Source organism: Humibacter soli, from assembly GCF_054779035.1.
Genome location: NZ_BAAGYX010000002.1, coordinates 1 through 17,315 on the forward strand (window position 1 = coordinate 1; position 17,315 = coordinate 17,315).

General features: G+C 67.5%; 15 protein-coding genes. 10 read left to right on the forward strand and 5 right to left on the reverse strand.

All coding sequences use genetic code 11. The features are described from left to right. Nucleotides 1-349 precede the first annotated feature (349 nt). From ACYVDN_RS13150 to ACYVDN_RS13195, 10 genes are all read left to right on the forward strand, one after another. Nucleotides 350-1,294, forward strand: a complete 945-nt coding sequence (locus tag ACYVDN_RS13150; RefSeq protein ID WP_460572368.1) for an ABC transporter ATP-binding protein — start codon at nt 350-352, stop codon at nt 1,292-1,294. Next, the gene (locus ACYVDN_RS13155) at nt 1,291-2,907 is read left to right on the forward strand and encodes an ABC transporter permease (protein ID WP_460572370.1); all 1,617 of its coding nucleotides are present in this window, start codon (nt 1,291-1,293) and stop codon (nt 2,905-2,907) included. The genes ACYVDN_RS13150 and ACYVDN_RS13155 overlap by 4 nt, the downstream gene beginning before the upstream one ends. 76 nt (nt 2,908-2,983) lie before the next feature. After that, nucleotides 2,984-3,457 carry a GbsR/MarR family transcriptional regulator gene (locus tag ACYVDN_RS13160; RefSeq protein WP_460572372.1) on the forward strand — a complete coding sequence of 158 codons (474 nt, stop codon included), beginning with the start codon at nt 2,984-2,986 and terminating at the stop codon, nt 3,455-3,457. Between the two features lie 123 nt (nt 3,458-3,580). Further along, nucleotides 3,581-5,536 (forward strand): M13 family metallopeptidase, encoded by a 1,956-nt coding sequence (locus ACYVDN_RS13165; protein ID WP_460573511.1) that lies wholly within the window; start codon nt 3,581-3,583, stop codon nt 5,534-5,536. A 192-nt stretch (nt 5,537-5,728) separates the two neighbouring features. Next, entirely contained in the window at nt 5,729-6,625 is an 897-nt protein-coding gene (locus ACYVDN_RS13170) for a serine hydrolase (protein WP_460572374.1), read from the forward strand. A 392-nt stretch (nt 6,626-7,017) separates the two neighbouring features. Beyond that, nucleotides 7,018-8,238: a branched-chain amino acid ABC transporter substrate-binding protein gene (locus ACYVDN_RS13175; RefSeq protein ID WP_460572376.1), complete on the forward strand. Its 1,221-nt coding sequence runs from the start codon at nt 7,018-7,020 to the stop codon at nt 8,236-8,238. Nucleotides 8,239-8,364: 126 nt separating this feature from the next. Further along, entirely contained in the window at nt 8,365-9,393 is a 1,029-nt protein-coding gene (locus ACYVDN_RS13180) for a branched-chain amino acid ABC transporter permease (RefSeq protein WP_460572379.1), read from the forward strand. Between the two features lie 110 nt (nt 9,394-9,503). Next, nucleotides 9,504-10,646, forward strand: coding sequence for a branched-chain amino acid ABC transporter permease (locus tag ACYVDN_RS13185; RefSeq protein ID WP_460573513.1), 1,143 nt, complete (start codon nt 9,504-9,506; stop codon nt 10,644-10,646). 203 nt (nt 10,647-10,849) lie between these two features. Further along, nucleotides 10,850-11,701, forward strand: a complete 852-nt coding sequence (locus ACYVDN_RS13190; RefSeq protein WP_460573515.1) for an ABC transporter ATP-binding protein — start codon at nt 10,850-10,852, stop codon at nt 11,699-11,701. Next, entirely contained in the window at nt 11,685-12,401 is a 717-nt protein-coding gene (locus tag ACYVDN_RS13195; RefSeq protein WP_460572381.1) for an ABC transporter ATP-binding protein, read from the forward strand. Before ACYVDN_RS13190 ends, ACYVDN_RS13195 begins: the two co-directional genes overlap by 17 nt. A gap of 16 nt (nt 12,402-12,417) precedes the next feature. On the opposite strand, the gene ACYVDN_RS13200 is transcribed toward ACYVDN_RS13195, so the two are convergent. The 5 genes from ACYVDN_RS13200 to ACYVDN_RS13220 form a co-directional block, all read right to left on the reverse strand. Further along, nucleotides 12,418-13,476, reverse strand: coding sequence for a Rossmann-fold NAD(P)-binding domain-containing protein (locus ACYVDN_RS13200; RefSeq protein WP_460572383.1), 1,059 nt, complete (start codon nt 13,474-13,476; stop codon nt 12,418-12,420). Nucleotides 13,477-13,552: 76 nt separating this feature from the next. Next, entirely contained in the window at nt 13,553-14,275 is a 723-nt protein-coding gene (locus tag ACYVDN_RS13205) for a DUF4232 domain-containing protein (RefSeq protein WP_460572385.1), read from the reverse strand. An 80-nt stretch (nt 14,276-14,355) separates the two neighbouring features. Next, nucleotides 14,356-15,030: a trimeric intracellular cation channel family protein gene (locus ACYVDN_RS13210; RefSeq protein ID WP_460572387.1), complete on the reverse strand. Its 675-nt coding sequence runs from the start codon at nt 15,028-15,030 to the stop codon at nt 14,356-14,358. A 65-nt stretch (nt 15,031-15,095) separates the two neighbouring features. After that, the gene (locus ACYVDN_RS13215; protein WP_460572389.1) at nt 15,096-15,773 is read right to left on the reverse strand and encodes a GNAT family N-acetyltransferase; all 678 of its coding nucleotides are present in this window, start codon (nt 15,771-15,773) and stop codon (nt 15,096-15,098) included. A 4-nt stretch (nt 15,774-15,777) separates the two neighbouring features. Next, on the reverse strand, nt 15,778-17,064 hold the full coding sequence (locus ACYVDN_RS13220) for a glutamyl-tRNA reductase (protein WP_460572391.1): 1,287 nt from the start codon (nt 17,062-17,064) through the stop codon (nt 15,778-15,780). Nucleotides 17,065-17,315: the final 251 nt, after the last annotated feature.

A 17,315-nucleotide genomic window follows, 5' to 3' on the forward strand; every position in this document is an offset into this window, starting at 1 on the left:
ACCCGTCCTTTCGCCACCCGCCCTCCTGCGCCTTCCCCGGCCCACCCTCCTGCGCATAATTCCTGCAGATCGTGGTAGCCGCCGCGGTACTACCCGGTGTTTCCAAGGCGGCGGTATGCTGCCGCCGGCGATCTGCAGGAGTTATGCGCACCGCGAGCCGCGCACCGCGAGCCGCGCACCGCGAGCCGGGCAGGGTGGGCCGCCCACCGCAGACCGCGCAGGGTGGGCCGCCCACCGCGGGCCGCGCACCCTGGCGAGGGCGGCGCAGGGGCCCGCAGGGCGGGCGGGTCCTGTAAGGAATCCGTTAGGAGTATTCACAAATTTGTGAATCGGGCGTAGCGTCACGCTCATGACCTCAGTGATAGAAACCCGCGGCCTGCAGAAGCGCTTCGGTCGCGTGCACGCTCTCGACGGTCTCGACCTTACGGTCGCAGGCGGAGAGGTGCACGGATTCCTCGGACCGAACGGTGCAGGCAAGTCCACGACGATTCGCGTGCTGCTCGGCCTGCTCCGCTCCAGCGGCGGAGAGGCGCGCGTGTTCGGCGAAGACCCCTGGTCCAAGGCGAGCAGCCTGCACCAGGACATCGCCTATGTGCCAGGCGACGTCGCGCTCTGGCCCAATCTCTCCGGCGGCGAGACCATCGACCTCATCGCGCGGCTGCGCGGCGCAGACACGCGCGCTGACGACTACCGGCAGCGCCGTGCACGGCTGGTCGAGGCGTTCCAGTTCGACCCCCGCAAGAAGGCCGGCACGTACTCGAAGGGCAACCGCCAGAAGGTCTCGCTGATCGCCGCGTTCGCTGTGCCGGCGCGGCTCTACATCCTCGACGAGCCGACGAGCGGACTCGACCCCGTGATGGAAGCGGTCTTCTCCGACGAGATCGCACGCATTCGAAGGGAGGATGGCGCAAGCATCCTGCTTTCCAGCCACATCCTCTCCGAGGTGGAGGCGCTCTGCGACCGGGTGACGATCATCCGCGCGGGCAAGGCGGTCGAGTCCGGCAGCCTCGCCGACCTGCGTCATCTCACCCGCACAGAGGTGTCGTTCGCCGACGACGGCGTGAACGTCGCCGCGGTCGCGGCGATCCCCTTCGCGCACGACGTGACCCAGGCATCCGACCGCATCCACTTCACGGTGGACAGCTCGGATGTCGCATCCATCCTTCCCAGCCTCGGCTCTTTGCACGTGCAGGGGCTGACCATCACGCCCCCTTCGCTCGAAGAGCTCTTCCTGCGCCACTACGGCGACGAGATCAGCGCGGCCGACAGCTCGCTCGAGAAGGTGTCCCGATGAATGTGACCGCCGCACTCCTGCGGTTCCGATTGCGCAGGGACCGCATCCTGGTCCCCGTCTGGGTCGTCGTGATGGCGTTCAGCGTGCTGTTCGTCGCCGCCGCCCTCGCGTCGACCTACAACACGGAGGCGCTGCGCACGGATGTCGTGCGTCTCGCCGCCACGAATCCGACCCTGCTCGCCCTGCGTGGCGACCCGGACGGCGCCTCGGCCGGCGCGTTCTTCATCATGGAGATCGGCGCCTACCTCGGCATCCTCGTCGGGTTCATGAACACCTTCCTCGCCGTTCGTCACACGCGAGCGGATGAGCAGGCCGGGCGCACCGAGCTGGTGCTCGCCACGCGAGCGTCGCGCGGGTCGATGACCGGGTCGACGCTGATGCTCGCCGTCATGGCCAACATCGCCGTCGGGCTCTTCGGGGCTCTCGCTGCGATGGCGACCGGATACGACCCGTACGGCTCGATCGTGCTCGGCTGGGCGCTTGCCACGACGGGTCTCGCGTTCTTCGCGATCGGCCTGCTGTTCGCGCAGATCTTCTCGACCTCGCGCGCCGCCAACGGTTGGGGCACTGCCGCGATCGGGCTGTTCTGGGTGCTCGCTGCGGCGGGCAACGCTGCCGGCAAGGTGTCGAGCGACGGTCTGCACGCGACACCGGGAGCTGCGATCTGGTTCGGCCCGATCGGCTGGGCCCTACGCACGCTGCCGTACACGCAGAACCTCTGGTGGCCGGGATTCCTGAGCCTCGCCCTCGCCGTCGTGCTCGTCGTGATCGCCGTGCTGCTGCAGAACGCGCGTGACACCGGAGCCGGACTGGTCGCTGCGCGACTGGGCAGGGCGACGGCGTCAGCGGTGCTCGGCGGTCCGATCGGACTCGCCTGGCGTCTGCAGCGCGGCTCGATCATCGGCTGGGGCATCGGCGCCGTGCTGGGCGCTGCGGCGATCGGCGGCCTTGGCAAGACCTTGAACGACACGATCAGCCAGAACGCGGACGTGTCGAAGGCCATCAAGGAGATGGGCACAGGGCACGGCACCGTGTTCGAGGTGTTCATCGGCGTGATGATCGCCTTGATCGGGCTGGTCGTCGCGGGAGCAGCTGTGCAGACCGCGATGCGGCTCCGGCAAGAAGAGGCGGCGACGACGGCAGAGACCGTGCTGTCGACCGGTGTCTCGAAGCTGCAGTGGTTCGTGTCGTACGTGGTCGTCGGGCTGGTGGCCTCCGCGGTCATCCTGCTGATCTCCGGCGTTGTCGCCGGTCTCGCCCTCGCGAACATCGACACCAACCTCGTCGGCCAGACGATCGTGCTGGCGATCGCGCAGCTTCCGGCCGTCGCGGTCTACATGGGTGTGACGGCCCTGGTGTTCGCCGTGCTGCCGAAGGCGACGATTCCCGTCGGATGGATCGTGTTCGGCTTCGGGCTGGTGCTCGGCGAGTTCGGCAGCCTGCTGAACCTCCCCGACTGGGTGCGGCAGATCGCGCCGACGGCTCACACGCCGGTTCCGCCGCTCTCCACAGCGGACTGGAGCGGGACCTGGTGGCTGATCGGCATCGCGATCGTGGCGTTCGTCGCCGCGGGTGCGATCTTCACCAGACGTGGCCTCGTGTCCAACGGCTGACCGCAGGCGCCCGCGCCGCTCCTCCCGCACAGACGGGGGAGCGGCGCGGGACCGGCAGAATAGAGGGGGAGGAAACGTGGCGCGTGACGAGCAGCAGGTGCGGGAGTACGTCGAACGCGCCGCAGCGCTGCTCACGGGCGCCGGTTTTCCCCGCATGCCTGCGAGAGTGCTCATGACGCTCACCGCGGCTGAGACGGGACTCACTGCCGCCGAGTTGGCGGAGCGACTGGATGCCAGTGCCGCAGCCATCTCGGGTGCCGTCCGTTACTTGCAGACCCTCGCCATGCTCAACCGGGTGTCGATCGCGGGCAGCCGCCGTGACCTCTACGTGCTGCCGCACAACGCCTGGTATGCCGCGTCGATGGCGGAGGGCCGCATCTTCGACGCGATGGTCGCGATGAGCGAGGCCGCCGTCGACGCGGTGGGAGGCATCGAGTCGGATGCCGGCCAGCGCGTGCAGGAGATGGCCGACTTCATGCGGTTCATCCAGCACCGCCTACCCGAGCTGCTCGGAGAGTGGGACGAGCAGCGCAGGAGGGAATGGGAGTAGGGCTGAGAGCCAGGCTCGCGCCGTAGTCTTGATGGCATGAGCGATGCGCTGCAGCAGCCTGACGATGACGCCGAGCCCACGACGCCCGCGGGCGGACCGGATGCACAGGCATCCGGTGTTCTGATGGATGAGCTCGACCCGAGCGTGCGCCCGCAGGACGACCTCTTCAGGCACGTCAACGGCAGCTGGATCGGGCGCACCGAGATTCCGGCGGACAAGGCGCGTTGGGGATCGTTCATGCTGCTCGCCGAGCAGTCGGAGCGGGCCGTTCGGCAGATCATCGATGACGCGCAGGGTGCCGAAGAGGGCTCGGACGCCCGCAAGTTCGGCGACCTCTTCACCAGCTTCATGGACACCGAGAGAGTCGAGGCGCTCGGCGTCTCACCCGTGCAGTCCCGCCTGGCGCTCGCCGGCAACGTGAGCTCGATTCCGAGCCTGCTCGAGACCATCGGTCGGCTGGAGAAGAGCGGCCTCAGCGGCTTCTACCAGCTGTTCGTCGACAACGATCCAGGCGACCCCGACCGCTACCTGGTGTTCTTCGAGCAGGGCGGCATCTCGCTCCCCGACGAGAGCTACTACCGCGAGGAGCGGTTCGCCGCCATCCGCGATTCCTTCGTCGCACACGTGCAGCGCATGTTCGAGCTGGCCGACATCACGGATGCCCCGCGTCGCGCTCAGAACGTGCTCGACCTCGAGACCGAGATCGCCGCCCAGCACTGGGACAACGTCGCCAGCCGCGACAGCGAGAAGACGTACAACCTGTTCGGCTGGAACGACGCGATCGCGTGCGCACAGGGAGTGAACCTCGACATCTGGGCGAAAGCCCTCGGTGCGCCGTCGGCCGCGTTCGACGAGGTCGTTCTGCGACAGCCGGGCTTCACCGCAGGTCTCGCGTCGCTGCTGACCGAGCACAAGTTGTCGCAGTGGCGAGACTGGCTGCGGTGGCGCGTGCTGCACGATGCGGCGCCGTACCTCAGCGCAGACTTCGTCAGCACGAACTTCGACTTCTACGGGCGCACCCTCACCGGAACCCCGCAGATCCGCGAACGGTGGAAGCGCGGCGTCTCGCTGGTCGAAGGCGCGATGGGCGAGGCCGTCGGTCGCGTGTACGTCGAGCGGCACTTTCCGCCGGAGTCGAAGCGACGCATGGACATCCTCGTCGGCAACCTCATCGAGGCGTACCGGCAGTCGATCGCCAAGCTGGAGTGGATGGGCGAGCGCACCAGGAGCCGCGCCCTCGAGAAGCTGTCGAAGTTCACGCCCAAGATCGGCTATCCCGTCAAGTGGCGCGATTACTCGGCGCTGCTGATCGACCCGACGGATCTGATCGGCAACGTGCGAAGGGCCGCGGAGTTCGAGTTCCACCGCGAGCTCGGCAAGATCGGCAAGCCGATCGACCGCGACGAGTGGTTCATGACCCCGCAGACGATCAACGCCTACTACAACCCCGGCTTCAACGAGATCGTGTTCCCCGCGGCCATCCTGCAGTTCCCGTTCTTCGATCCGGATCGGGATGACGCGGCGAACTACGGTGCCATCGGTGCGGTGATCGGTCACGAGATCGGCCACGGATTCGACGACCAGGGCTCGAAGTTCGACGGTGACGGCAAGCTGCAGGACTGGTGGACGCAGGCGGACCGCCGGGCGTTCGAGAAGCGCACGCACGCGCTCATCGCGCAGTACGACGCCCTCGCTCCGGCCCAGGTGCCCGACCACCACGTGAACGGCGCACTCACCATCGGCGAGAACATCGGCGACCTCGGCGGTCTGGGCATCGCCTGGAAGGCCTACCTCATCTCGCTCGACTCCTCGATGGGGTCCGGGCTGGCCGCAGCAGAGCCCGAGGTCATCGACGGGCTGACCGGCGCCGAGCGGTTCTTCCTCTCCTGGGCGCAGGCCTGGCAGCAGAAGAGCCGCGACGCCGAGGTGATCAGGCTGCTCGCGATCGATCCGCACTCGCCCAACGAGTTCCGGTGCAACCAGATCGTGCGCAACATCGACGCCTACTACGACGCCTTCGACGTGCAGCCGACGGACGCCGCGTGGCTCGACCCCGACCAGCGCGTCACCATCTGGTGACATCCGCAGTGCCGCGTTCTTCGGGACGACTGCTGACCCATTTTTGAGAATGCCGCGAGGGTGGCGCAGGCGTCATGAGCACCCTCCTGCGCGTGGTTTGATGGAGACATCGTCGGATGCCCCGCAGGGGGTACGAGGTGTCCGATTCCAGCGCTGATTCCCGACCAGGATGACCACACCGTGAGTTCCCCCGTGCAAAGCTCCGAGCGTCGCGCCCGGCACATGACGCCGCGCCGCGGAAAGCACCGCGGGCGCGACACGGGTGACAGCTTCACGAGGGGATTCACCGCACTCGGCGAGCTCGCGCTGGCAGGCGTGCAGGTCTCGGCCCGTGCCGTCGACTTGGCGACCGGTGCCGTGCTGTTCTCGGTGGACGACCACGTGGTGATGCCGACAGCGTCGATCGGCAAGGTTCTGCTGCTCGTCGAGGTCGCGGCTCGGCTCGAGTCCAGGGAGACCAGCCCGCTCAGCCTTGTCGACCGGCTGCACACCGACGCCGTCGGCTCGTCGGGCATCTGGCAGCACCTCGCGGTTCCGTCGCTCCCGCTCGCCGACCTCGCTGCGCTGGTCGGCGCCACCAGCGACAACCTCGCCACCAACGTGCTGCTGCGCCGCATCGGCCTCGACTCGGTCGGTGCACGCACCCAGGAGCTCGGCCTCACCCGCACCGCGCTGCTCGACCTGGTGCGCGACCATCGCGGTCCTGACGACGCCCCGCAGCTCTCCGTCGGCAGCGCCAAAGAGCTGACCTGGCTCTTCTCAGCGCTCGCGAGGGGCGAGGTTGTCGATGCGCGCACCAGCAAGCGCGTCGTCGGCTGGCTCTCGCTCAACTACGACCTCTCCATGGTCGCGAGCGCGTTCGGCCTCGACCCGCTCGCACATCGCGTTCCGGATCACGGCGTGCTGCTGATGAACAAGACCGGGTCCGAACTCGGTGTCCGAAGCGAGGTCGGTGTGCTCCGCGGCCCCCGCGCTGGCGTCGCCTACGCGGTGTCGACGCACTACGACGACACCGATCTCGTTGCGCGGCTCGGCGTGCTAGACGGCATGCGCGCGGTCGGCCGCGACCTGCTGGAGTATGTGCACTGACCTGTTTTGCACGCCGGTCCCCGCCCGGCGTGCCGCGGTTGGCTGAGTGGATGGGTTGGTTCGGCGGCGGCGGAGCCCCCGCCTGTGGAGCGTGTTTCGTTCTGGGGATGGCGCCGGTCCCCGCCCGGCGTGCCGCGGTTGGCGGAGTGGATGGTTTGGTTCGGCGACGGCGGAGCCCCCGCCTTGTGGAGCGTGTTGCGTTCTGGAGATGGTGCCGGTCCCTCCTCGGCGTACCACCTGTTGCACGCGTATGAGCACTTTGTAAAGATTTGGGGCAAGACGCGAACTTTTCATTGCGTCGCCTTTTGACCGTCGTCTAGCGTTCAGGACATTGCAACCGTGCAACGCAGGGGTCTGACACCCCCCTTCAACGACGTGAAAGGCAATACAAGATGCGATCGAAGAGGATCATCGGGGCGGTGGCCGCGGCAGCAGCGGTCGCGCTCCTCACCGCAGGATGCGTGAACCAGGCGTCGACCGGAGGATCGACCAGCGGAGCGAGCAAAGTGGACCTGCCCGTTCAAACATCGATCACCGTGCCGAAGGACGCCGTGCTCCCGGCGGGCGACGGCAATGCCAAGTGCCCGAGCGGTCTCACCATCGCCTACATCGGCGCGGAGACCGGCGCCAACGCCCAGCTCGGCATCAACATCTACAACGGCGTTCAGCTGGCGATCGACCAGCACAACAAGGCGAACCCCGGCTGTCAGGTGACCTTCAAGAAGTTCGACACCGAGGGTGACCCAGGCAAGGCTCCCGGCGTGGTGACGCAGGCGGTCAACGAGAAGGACATCATCGGCGTCGTCGGTCTCCCGTTCTCCGGTGAGTCCCAGGCCACCGGCGGCATCTTCCAGCAGGCGGACCTGGTGCACATCACCGCGTCGGCCACGAACCCGCAGCTGACCCAGAACGGCTGGACGACGTTCTTCCGTGCACTCGGCAACGACAACGTGCAGGGCCCGGCCGCCTCGACCTTCATCACGAAGGAGCTGAAGGACAAGAAGGTCTACGTCGTTCAGGATGACTCCGACTACGGCATCGGCCTGTCGAACGCCATCCAGAAGGCGCTCGGCTCCGACGTCGTCGGCACCGACAAGGTGACGACCGGTCAGAAGGACTTCTCGGCGACGGTCAGCAAGATCGTCAACGCCAAGCCCGACGCGGTCTTCTACTCCGGCTACTACGCGGAGGGTGCGCCGTTCGACCAGCAGCTCGTCAACAAGGGCTACAAGGGCGCCTTCGTCGGCCCGGACGGCGTGAAGGATGACCAGTTCATCAAGCTCGCGGGTGACGCGTCGAACAACGCGTACTTCACCTGCCCGTGCATCCCCGGCGAGCTGATCACCTCGTTCTCCGACCAATACCAGTCGGCGTTCAACGCGGCGCCGGGAACGTATTCGGTCGAGGGCTACGACTCGGCGACCATCCTGCTCGCAGGCATCGACAAGGGCAACACCGACCGCAGCAAGCTCCAGAGCTGGGTCAAGAACTACAACGCCGATGGTCTGAGCAAGCACTACCAGTGGGATTCAACCGGTGAGCTGGCCAAGTCGACGGTGTACGGCTACAAGGTCGACAACGGCAAGATCGTCTCGGTCGGTGTGATCGGCTAGACGGGGCAGCCATATCGAGCCGCGCCGTGGGGCGGACGCACTCCGCCCCACGGCGCGACCATGCTTGACCTGTAACAACCGAGCCCCGACGACGCGGTCGAGGTTCGACGTCACCGGAAGAACCACATGCTCGCGACCCTGTTCTCCCTGTCGGCGGTCCTGCCGGCATCCGTCCACACCGACAACTCCTGGATCAACTTCGACGTCACGTCGCTTCTCCAGAACTTCTGGCCCGCCACTTTCGACGGCCTCACCTTCGGCGCCATCTACGCGCTGATCGCCCTCGGGTACACGCTCGTCTACGGCGTGCTGAACCTCATCAACTTCGCGCACTCCGAGGTCTTCATCATGGGGTGCTACGGGGTGGTCTTCACCCTGACGAGCCTCGGCTTCGGGCCGAACCCTCCGAACCTCTCGATCTGGGCGATCATCTTCAATCTCATCCTCGCCATGCTCGTCGGCATGGTGTTCTCCGTCGCCACCGCGTTCATCGTCGAACGGGTCGCGTACCGACCGCTTCGCCGAAGGGGTGGGTCGAGGCTCGCGTTCCTCATCACGGCGATCGGTGCCTCGTTCGCCATCCAGTACACGATCTTCCTGATCCGTGGCGGCAATGCGGAGCCGGCGGTCACGATGTTCATCCCGACGCCGATCTTCCAGGTGTTCGGGGCCATCATCGACAGCCAGCAGCTCACGATCGTGATCGCGGCGGTCGTCATGATGATCGGCGTCGACCAGTACATCCGACGCACCAGGGTGGGCCGCGGCATCCGCGCAGTCGCCCAGGATCCCGACACCGCGACGCTGATGGGCGTCAACAAGGACCGCATCATCGTGACGACGTTCGTGATCGGCGGCATCCTCGCCGGTGCGGCTGCGCTGTTCTACGTGATGAAGGTACCGAGCGGCGTCATCTTCAACGGCGGCTTCGTGCTGGGCGTCAAGGCGTTCGCCGCCGCCGTGCTCGGCGGCATCGGCAACGTGCGCGGCGCGCTCCTGGGTGGCCTGCTGCTCGGCGTGATCGGCAACTACGGTCAGCTGCTGCTCGGCGATTCGCAGTGGACGGATGTCGTCGCGTTCATCGTGCTCGTGCTGGTGCTGCTGGTGAGACCTCAAGGCATCCTCGGACAGACGCTGGGAAGGAGTCGCGCATGAGCGAGCAGGTTCCCGTACCCACCTCGCGAGTGGATCAGAAGATCGATGCGCACGAGGCGTTCGACGGCCGCAGGCGACCCTTCGGCGGGGTGCGGCGGTGGTGGAACCGCATGGCGCGCTGGCAGCAGTGGCTGTTCCTGCTCATCGTGCTCGCTGCGGTGTACTACCTGCCGGTGGCCGATCCGTGGCTCATCACGACCGAACCCGGCACGAACTTCCCGATCGCGTGCTTCCAGATGGCGGTGTACGCGCTGGTGGCCGTCGGCCTGAACGTCGTGGTCGGATTCGCCGGTCTGCTCGACCTCGGGTACATCGCGTTCTTCGCGATCGGCTCGTACACGGCGGCGTTCTTCACGTCACCCGACTCGACGCTGATCCACATCCCCTACCTGTGGACTCTGCCGCTCGCGATCGTGATCGCGATGCTGTTCGGGGTCGCGCTCGGCCTGCCCACCCTGCGGCTGCGCGGCGACTATCTGGCGATCGTCACCCTCGGATTCGGCGAGATCATCCGCATCCTCGCCACGATCATCCCCGCCGCGCGCGGCCAGGTCGGGTTCAAGGAGGTCGGGCATCCGCCGGGGACCGGTGCGAACGGCCAGCCGATCTTCTCCGTCTCCAACGGCACTCCGTGGTACTGGCTGGCGGTGACGATCATCGTGATCATCCTGCTGCTCGTCGGAAACCTGGAGCGCAGCCGGGTGGGCCGCTCCTGGATCGCCATCCGCGAAGACGAGGACGCGGCCGAGATCATGGGCGTTCCGACGTTCAGGTTCAAGCTGTGGGCGTTCGCGATCGGCGCGGGCGTCGGCGGTCTCTCCGGTGCGCTCTTCGCAGGCCAGGTAGGGTTCGTGAACAACCAGAAGTTCGACGTGGCGACGTCCATCCTGTTCGTCGCGGCCGTGGTCCTAGGCGGATCGGGCAACAAGGTGGGAGCCATCCTCGGCGGAGCCATCGTGGCGTACATCCCGCTGCGGTTCACCGCGATCGCCGACTACAAGTACCTGATCTTCGGCGTGGCGCTCATCGTGCTGATGATCTTCCGTCCGCAGGGCCTGGTCGCGGCGAAGGCGCACCTGCTCACCTACGCGCGAGCCGCCACCGACAGGGTGAGCGAGCTGAGAGCGGCGAGGGCCGAGCAGGCCGAACGCGAAGCTGTCGCGGCCCGAACCGGCGGCGTGGGTACCAGCGGCATCCAGGGCGGCGGGGCCCAGAGCGGTGGCACAGGGACGGCGAAGGGAGGCTCGGAATGAGCGACCCACGCGACGGCGCGGGCACCGACGACCCGCGCGACGAGCGGCCGGAGCGCGTTCCCATCGAGAACGATCCGGGCGTCGGAGCCGTTCCGCATCCTGTGCCCAACCGGGGGCCGGAGGATGCCGACCTCACCGACATCGGACCGGAGCCGTCTGCGGAGGACGACGCCGACGTGCCGAGCGCGGCAGAGAACGCCGCTGTGCTCGCCGAGGCCGGAGTCGAGGAAGAGGTAGCGGAGGCCGCGGCATCCGAGCGCACCATCGCGGTCGACGTCGGCGAGAAGATCATCGAGGTGAGGGCCGTCACGGTGAAGTTCGGGGGCCTCACGGCGCTCGATGACGTCAGCTTCCACATCAATCGAGGTGAGATCCTCGGCCTGATCGGCCCCAACGGCGCGGGCAAGACGACGGCGTTCAACGCGATGACCGGCGTCTACCGGCCCACCAGCGGAGACGTGCTGCTCGAGGGGCAGTCGATCAAGGGCAAGAAGCAGCACAAGATCACGCGGGCCGGCCTGGCACGCACGTTCCAGAACGTGCGGCTCTTCGGCGAGATGACAGCGCTCGAGAACGTCGTGGTTGGCCTGGATGCCCGGCACAAGACGAGCGTGCCCGGCGCGCTGGTGCGGAGCCCCAGGCATTACCGCGAGGAACGGTCATCCGTCGAGCGCGGATTCGCGCTTCTGGAGTTCGTCGGCATCGCCGAGTCGGCGAACACCCTCTCGCGGCACCTGCCGTACGGCAGCCAGCGCCGGCTCGAGATCGCGCGTGCGCTCGCGACAGACCCGAAGGTGCTGTGTCTCGACGAGCCGGCTGCAGGGTTCAACCCGCACGAGAAGGACCAGCTGATGGACCTCATCCGCACCATCCGTGCTGACGGATACACCGTGCTGCTCATCGAGCACGACATGCGTCTCGTGATGGGGGTGTGCGACCGCATCGTCGTGCTCGAGTTCGGAAAGAAGATCGCCGATGGATCGCCCGCCGAGGTGCGGGCCGACCCGCGCGTGATCTCGGCCTACCTGGGAGAGCCTGATGACGACGTTGCTTGAGCTGAAGGATGTCGTCGTCGGGTACGGCCGCATCGAGGCGCTGCACGGCCTGTCCTTCACGGTCGAGGAGGGGGAGATCGTCACCCTGATCGGTGCGAACGGCGCGGGCAAGACCACGACGATGAAGGCGGTCTCCGGGCTGCTCAACCTGACAAAGGGGTCGATCTCGTTCGACGGCCGCGACATCACCAAGGTGAAAGCGCACACCAGGGTGGCGATGGGCATCTCGCAGGCGCCGGAGGGCCGCGGCATCTTCCCCGGGATGACCGTGTACGAGAACCTCGACATGGGCGCGTACGGGCGCAAGGACCGTGCGGGCATCAAGCAGGACCTCGAGCGCGTCTTCTCGCTCTTCCCCCGGCTCGAGGAACGCAGAACCCAAGTGGGCGGCACGATGTCGGGCGGCGAGCAGCAGATGCTCGCGATCGGCCGTGCTCTGATGGGACGGCCTCGACTGCTTCTGCTCGACGAGCCGTCGATGGGGCTCGCTCCACAGTTCATCAAGCAGATCTTCCGCATCATCACGGAGATCAACGAGCAGGGAACCACCATCCTCCTGGTCGAGCAGAACGCGAACCAGGCGCTGGCTCGTGCACATCGCGCCTATGTTCTGGAGACCGGAACGATCACCCACACGGGCACGGGTCGCGAGCTCCTCGACGACGCCGCGATCAAGGAGGCCTACCTGGGCGTGGCGTGACCCTCCCGCGTGCTCCTCAACCAGCGGTTGAACCGAGGTACGCGTCCTCCGCTGCGTAGTCGAACCAGGCATCCGCGCCGTAGCGTCGCACCAGGTGAGGAAAGAGGTCGCGCCAGCCGAGCTGCCTGTGCTTCGCGCCGTCGACGACATCCACGATCCACTCGATGTCGTCGCGCACCGAACGACAGTAAGGAGCGGGCAGTTCGAAGCCGAGCTCGTCACGGGCGCGCGCCATGCTGAGAACGACGGGCGTCGGCGTCGACCACGGAGTGCCGCCAACGCCGCCTTCTGGTGCCCCGGGCAGGGTGATCAGCTCCATGTCCGCTCTCATCGCGTCGAGCACAGCGTGCGCGATGTCGGTCACCGTCACGTCGTCGTCCGCCACGTTGAGCACGCGCTTGCCTGGCCGTTCGCCGCAGAGTCTGGTGAGCTCGGCGATGGCGGCGGTGGATGTCGGATTGAACCGACTCTGCCCGTCATAGGCCAGCAGCACGTGCTTCCTCCGGTCTCGAACGCGACCGATGAAGAACCACTCGCGCAGCGCCTCGCTGAACGGCCCGTGCACCGCTCCGGGACGAAGGATGCTCACCGGCAGGTCTTCGACATCCAGCAGCGCACGCTCCAGCTGGGCTTTGAGCACGCCGTACGTCGGCGGCCCATCGGTCACGGTCGGCTGCTCCTCATCGAGTGGGACCGGAAAGCGCGGGAACTGCGCCTCATCGGCGGCGCCGTCGATGTTGCGACCCTGGGCATCCCGGTAGACCGCGCCGGTCGAGATGACCACGATCGAGCCGACCGACCCGGAGAGCTGGGCGAGCTGCTCGGCGTGCTTCGGCTCGTAGGCAACCGTGTCGAGCACGAGATCGTGGCCGTCGGCAAGCTGGATGAGCGACTCGGTGTCTTCCCGATCGACGCGCACGCTGGTGACGTCGAGCTCCGCGAGCGAGGTGTCGCCCTCGTGCACCCCGCGATGCCCGATCAGCACCGACCAGCCGGCCTCCGCGAGATGTCGCGCGGCCGCTGCACCGATCTGACCCGTTCCGCCGATGATGAAGGCCGTCTTGGCGTTCTCCATGTCACGACACTAGATCGCCGGGTGCCCGCCCGTCTTCCCGTTCGTCTCTCAGGAGAACCCGTCGCGCCTCAACGACTCACTTCTGCGGGGCGACCGGCGTGGTGACCGTGAGCAGGTGCACCGAGGAGTTCTGGCACGCCGTCTGGTTGGTCGTCTTCACGAAGGCCGACTCCGTCGAGTGCGGCGGGTAGATCCTCAGACCGTCGGCTGCGAGCGGCTGGCACTCCGATGCGTCGTAGTTGCCCGCGAAGGCGATCTGCAGGTTCGCGACGACCGTGGCGTTCGGCTGAAGTGTGTTCTGCACGATCGGCTTCGAGGTGTCCCAGTCCGCCGCTGCACCGAGTTGGGTGCCGTTGCCCTTGCCGACGAACGAGACGCCCGGGAATCCGTGCAGCTCGCACGACGACGATGAGGTGTTCGTGAACTGGATCGGAACGTACTCGCTGCCCGCCGTTCCGTTGAATTGGCCAAGGGTCACCGAAAGGTCGTCGACGGTGCACCTGTGCGAGTCATCCGTCGTCGTCGGAGTGGGCGTCGGGCTCTGAGTCGGGCTGGTGCTCGGCTCGGTCGGCGTGACGATGGGGCTGGCGGTGGGCTGGATCTTCGTCCCTTCGGCGAACACCAGCGATGCCACGACGAGGATCAGCACCACGACGGCGATCGAGAGCACGATGATGGCGATCGTGCGCCCGCGGACGCCCCGCCTGTTGTTCGGACCCTCCGGCCCACCGCCCCCGGTGCCGCTACCCGAACTGCCGTCATCCCCGAACGGATCGGGGAACCCCTGCTGATCGCTCATGCCCCCATCGTGCAGCAGAAGTGGCGTCGCACGACGGGGGCTCGCCCGAGCGACGCGCCATCGCGTTCACGCGACCCCGGTCATCCGTCGAGCCGTGGCAGCTCCCAGTGCAGCAGGATCGCGAGCACGCGCAGCACGAGGCAGACCGCGAAACCGGCCGCCATCGCCGGCAGGGGCTTCCACTTGAACCGCAGCGCGACGCCGACGACGAGCGAGCCCGCGGCCGCGGCCGTCGCGTAGACATCGGTGTTCAGGATGAGCGGCAATCTGTTCAGCAGAACGTCGCGCAGCACCCCGCCGCCCGCCGCGGTCACGGTGCCGAGCAGGGTGACCACCCAGAGGTTGCATCCCCGAACCGCCGCCTTCTCGGCTCCGGTCACCGCGAAGAGGGCGAGGGCGCCTGCGTCGACCATGAGGATGGCCTCGTGCGGCAACGTGATGTGAGCAACGTCGAGCGCATAGGCGAGGGCGCTGGCGAGCAGGGCCGCCACGATGCGCGCAGGCGATCCGAACGCGGCGGGCGGCAGGTCTCCGAGCAGAACGTCGCGCAGGATGCCTCCCGCAAGCGCTGTGGCGAACCCGATGATGGCGATGCCGAAGATGTCGAGCCCCGAGGCCGTGGCGGTGAGGCCTCCCTCCAGACCGAAGAGAGCCGTCGCCGCGACGTCGACGACGAGAAAGCTCGTCGCGCCGATCGAGCGACGATCGGGGTCGAGTCGTCGTGCCAGCGGGCGTTGGGCAGCAGAGTCCGTCATGCCCTTGGTCTATCGCGTCGGTAGCCGGCTGGCAGCGAGGCACGCGATGACGGCAGGGCTACAGGTCAGGCGTTCTCCGCCGCCGTGAACTCGCGGTCGAGCAGGCCGAAGATGGCCACGTCGCGCCAGTCGCCGTCGAGGTGGTCCCGCTCGCGCAGCAGGGCCTCCCGGGTCATCCCGAGAATCTCGCACAGCCTGGCGGAGGCCTCGTTGGCGGCATCCAGTTCCGCGTACACCCGGTGTGCTCCGAGCTCGCCGAACGCCACGCCCAGGAGGGCCTTCGTCGCCTCGGTCGCGTAGCCGCGACCGTGGACGGCGGGGTGGAAGACCCATCCGATCTCGACCTGGGCGTCCTTGGCGCTCTTCACGAACAGGCTCACGTCACCGATCGTCCTGTGGTCGTCGGAGTCGTCGGTCGCGCACAGCTCGACGGCGAAGATGAGGCCGTCGCCGTCGTTGGCGAGCCGGTCAAGCGCGATGCGCTTCTCGAGGTTCTTCGCAGGCTCGTCGTGGTCGTGCACCTCCCAGCGGAGGTAGCGCACGACGTCGGTGCGCGTCTGGTAGTTCTCGCTGCGGTGCTCGAGATCGCTCTTCGTGAGGGGCCGCAGCCGGAGCCGCTCGGTCCTCAGCTCGCGCGTCTCGAACGGCAGTGCCAGCAACCCGGCATCGCCGTGCGTGGTGCCCGTCTCCGTGCTCATGCGCCCTGTCTCCTCATCGTGCAGGTCGTCGTGCTCCGTCGTCACCGGCTCAGGATGCTCGGCCTTCGTCAGCAACGATACGCAGGCTTGGCGTCGCGTCCGAATCGAGCCCGAACACCGCGGCGACCCCGGCCACGAAGGCGTCGGCATCACCGTCGCGGGAGAGCTCTCGCGCCTGCAACGACGGCGTGTGCAGGAGCACACCAGCGAGGTGCCGAAGCGCTGCCTCGGTCTGCTGCGAGGCATCCCCGCGCTCGCGCGCACGGGCAACCTCGGCCTCGACAAGGCCCAGCACGTGACTGCGCAGGGCCACCAGGGCGGGTTCGGCCGCGCGCTCGTCGCCCTTCGCCGCGAACTCCGCCGCGGCGTTGCTCACGATCGAGCGCGCGCGGTCTGTGGCCTGGAAGTCTTCGAGCGGCGCGTGCAACCCGATGGTCTCGAGGTCGAGCAGTTCGGTGCCGGTGACCCAGGTGACGTCGCGGTCGACGTTGCGTGGGAGCCCCAGGTCGACGATGAGGCGGTGGACCACAGCGTCGTCGCGCCTGCTGGCCTGCTCGACCAGCTCGCGATCGAGCAGAACCGTCGGGGCGACACTGCAGGTGACGACGAGCTGGGACGTCGCGACGGCTTCGGTGAGCCCGTCGCGCTCGACCGCCTCGATGCCGTGCTTGGTGGCGAACGCCTGAGCCCTGCCGGTGCGCGACCACACCCGAACGTCTTCTGCGCCACGGTCCCGCAGGGCCTTCAGGCTCGCGGCCGCGTAGTTGCCGGTGCCGACGAGCAGGATGCGCGCGCTCGACCAGTCGGCGATGCGGCTCTCCGCCAGCTCGAGAGCGAGCCGAACGATCGACCGCCCGGCCGAGCCGACCTTCGTGCCGTTCTTGACCTCGCGCGAGACGCGGGATGCGTTCTGGAACAGCCTCTCGAGATCACGGGATGCACTGCCGTGCGAACGCGCCGTCTCGAGTGCCCGCCGCACCTGCCCTGCGATCTCGCCCTCGCCGACGACGAGGGACTCGAGTCCGCTCGCCACGGAGAAGAGGTGATCGGCGACGGCACCCTCGTGCACGACCGCGGTCGACGCCTGGAGATCGTCGTGGGAAACGCCGGTGATCGCGCTGACGGTGTCGAGCACGAGTTCGGAAGCATGCGCACGGGCGTCATCCGTCACATCGAGGTAGGTCTCGAAACGGTTGCACGTGGCCAAGACGACGGCGCCCGCGAAGGCATCCGTGCGCTCTCGCAGTGCCGCGTCGACGTCGCCCGCGTGCCGTTCGAGCCGCTCGAGAAGCTCGAAATCGGCCGTGCGGTGGCTTGCGGTGAAGCAGAGAAGCACGGGTTCGATGGTACGCCGACGAATCTGTGAGCGCGGACCATGCCAGGGGACCATGGCGGCCCCGATCGAGCAGCAGGAGACATCCCCTGAATGGAGGTCTGTCACCCGGTGCCAATGCGAGTACGATTCTGAGAAAGTCTCATTTTGAAGTGTCTCGGCGAGCGGAGTTCCGAGTTCACCAAGACGCTGCGCCGGTCGTCGCGACGTCCGACGCCCAGGTACCGCCGGTCGGTACGAACGCAGCTCGCAAT

Bases quoted from the DNA above. Each gene is read 5' to 3' on its own strand.
- ACYVDN_RS13150 (WP_460572368.1), top strand. From the start codon at position 350: ATGACCTCAGTGATAGAAACCCGCGGCCTGCAGAAGCGCTTCGGTCGC.
- ACYVDN_RS13155 (WP_460572370.1), top strand. From the start codon at position 1,291: ATGAATGTGACCGCCGCACTCCTGCGGTTCCGATTGCGCAGGGACCGC.
- ACYVDN_RS13165 (WP_460573511.1), top strand. From the start codon at position 3,581: ATGGATGAGCTCGACCCGAGCGTGCGCCCGCAGGACGACCTCTTCAGG.
- ACYVDN_RS13175 (WP_460572376.1), top strand. From the start codon at position 7,018: ATGCGATCGAAGAGGATCATCGGGGCGGTGGCCGCGGCAGCAGCGGTC.
- ACYVDN_RS13180 (WP_460572379.1), top strand. From the start codon at position 8,365: ATGCTCGCGACCCTGTTCTCCCTGTCGGCGGTCCTGCCGGCATCCGTC.
- ACYVDN_RS13185 (WP_460573513.1), top strand. From the start codon at position 9,504: ATGGCGCGCTGGCAGCAGTGGCTGTTCCTGCTCATCGTGCTCGCTGCG.
- ACYVDN_RS13195 (WP_460572381.1), top strand. From the start codon at position 11,685: ATGACGACGTTGCTTGAGCTGAAGGATGTCGTCGTCGGGTACGGCCGC.
- ACYVDN_RS13200 (WP_460572383.1), bottom strand. From the start codon at position 13,476: ATGGAGAACGCCAAGACGGCCTTCATCATCGGCGGAACGGGTCAGATC.
- ACYVDN_RS13205 (WP_460572385.1), bottom strand. From the start codon at position 14,275: ATGAGCGATCAGCAGGGGTTCCCCGATCCGTTCGGGGATGACGGCAGT.
- ACYVDN_RS13210 (WP_460572387.1), bottom strand. From the start codon at position 15,030: ATGACGGACTCTGCTGCCCAACGCCCGCTGGCACGACGACTCGACCCC.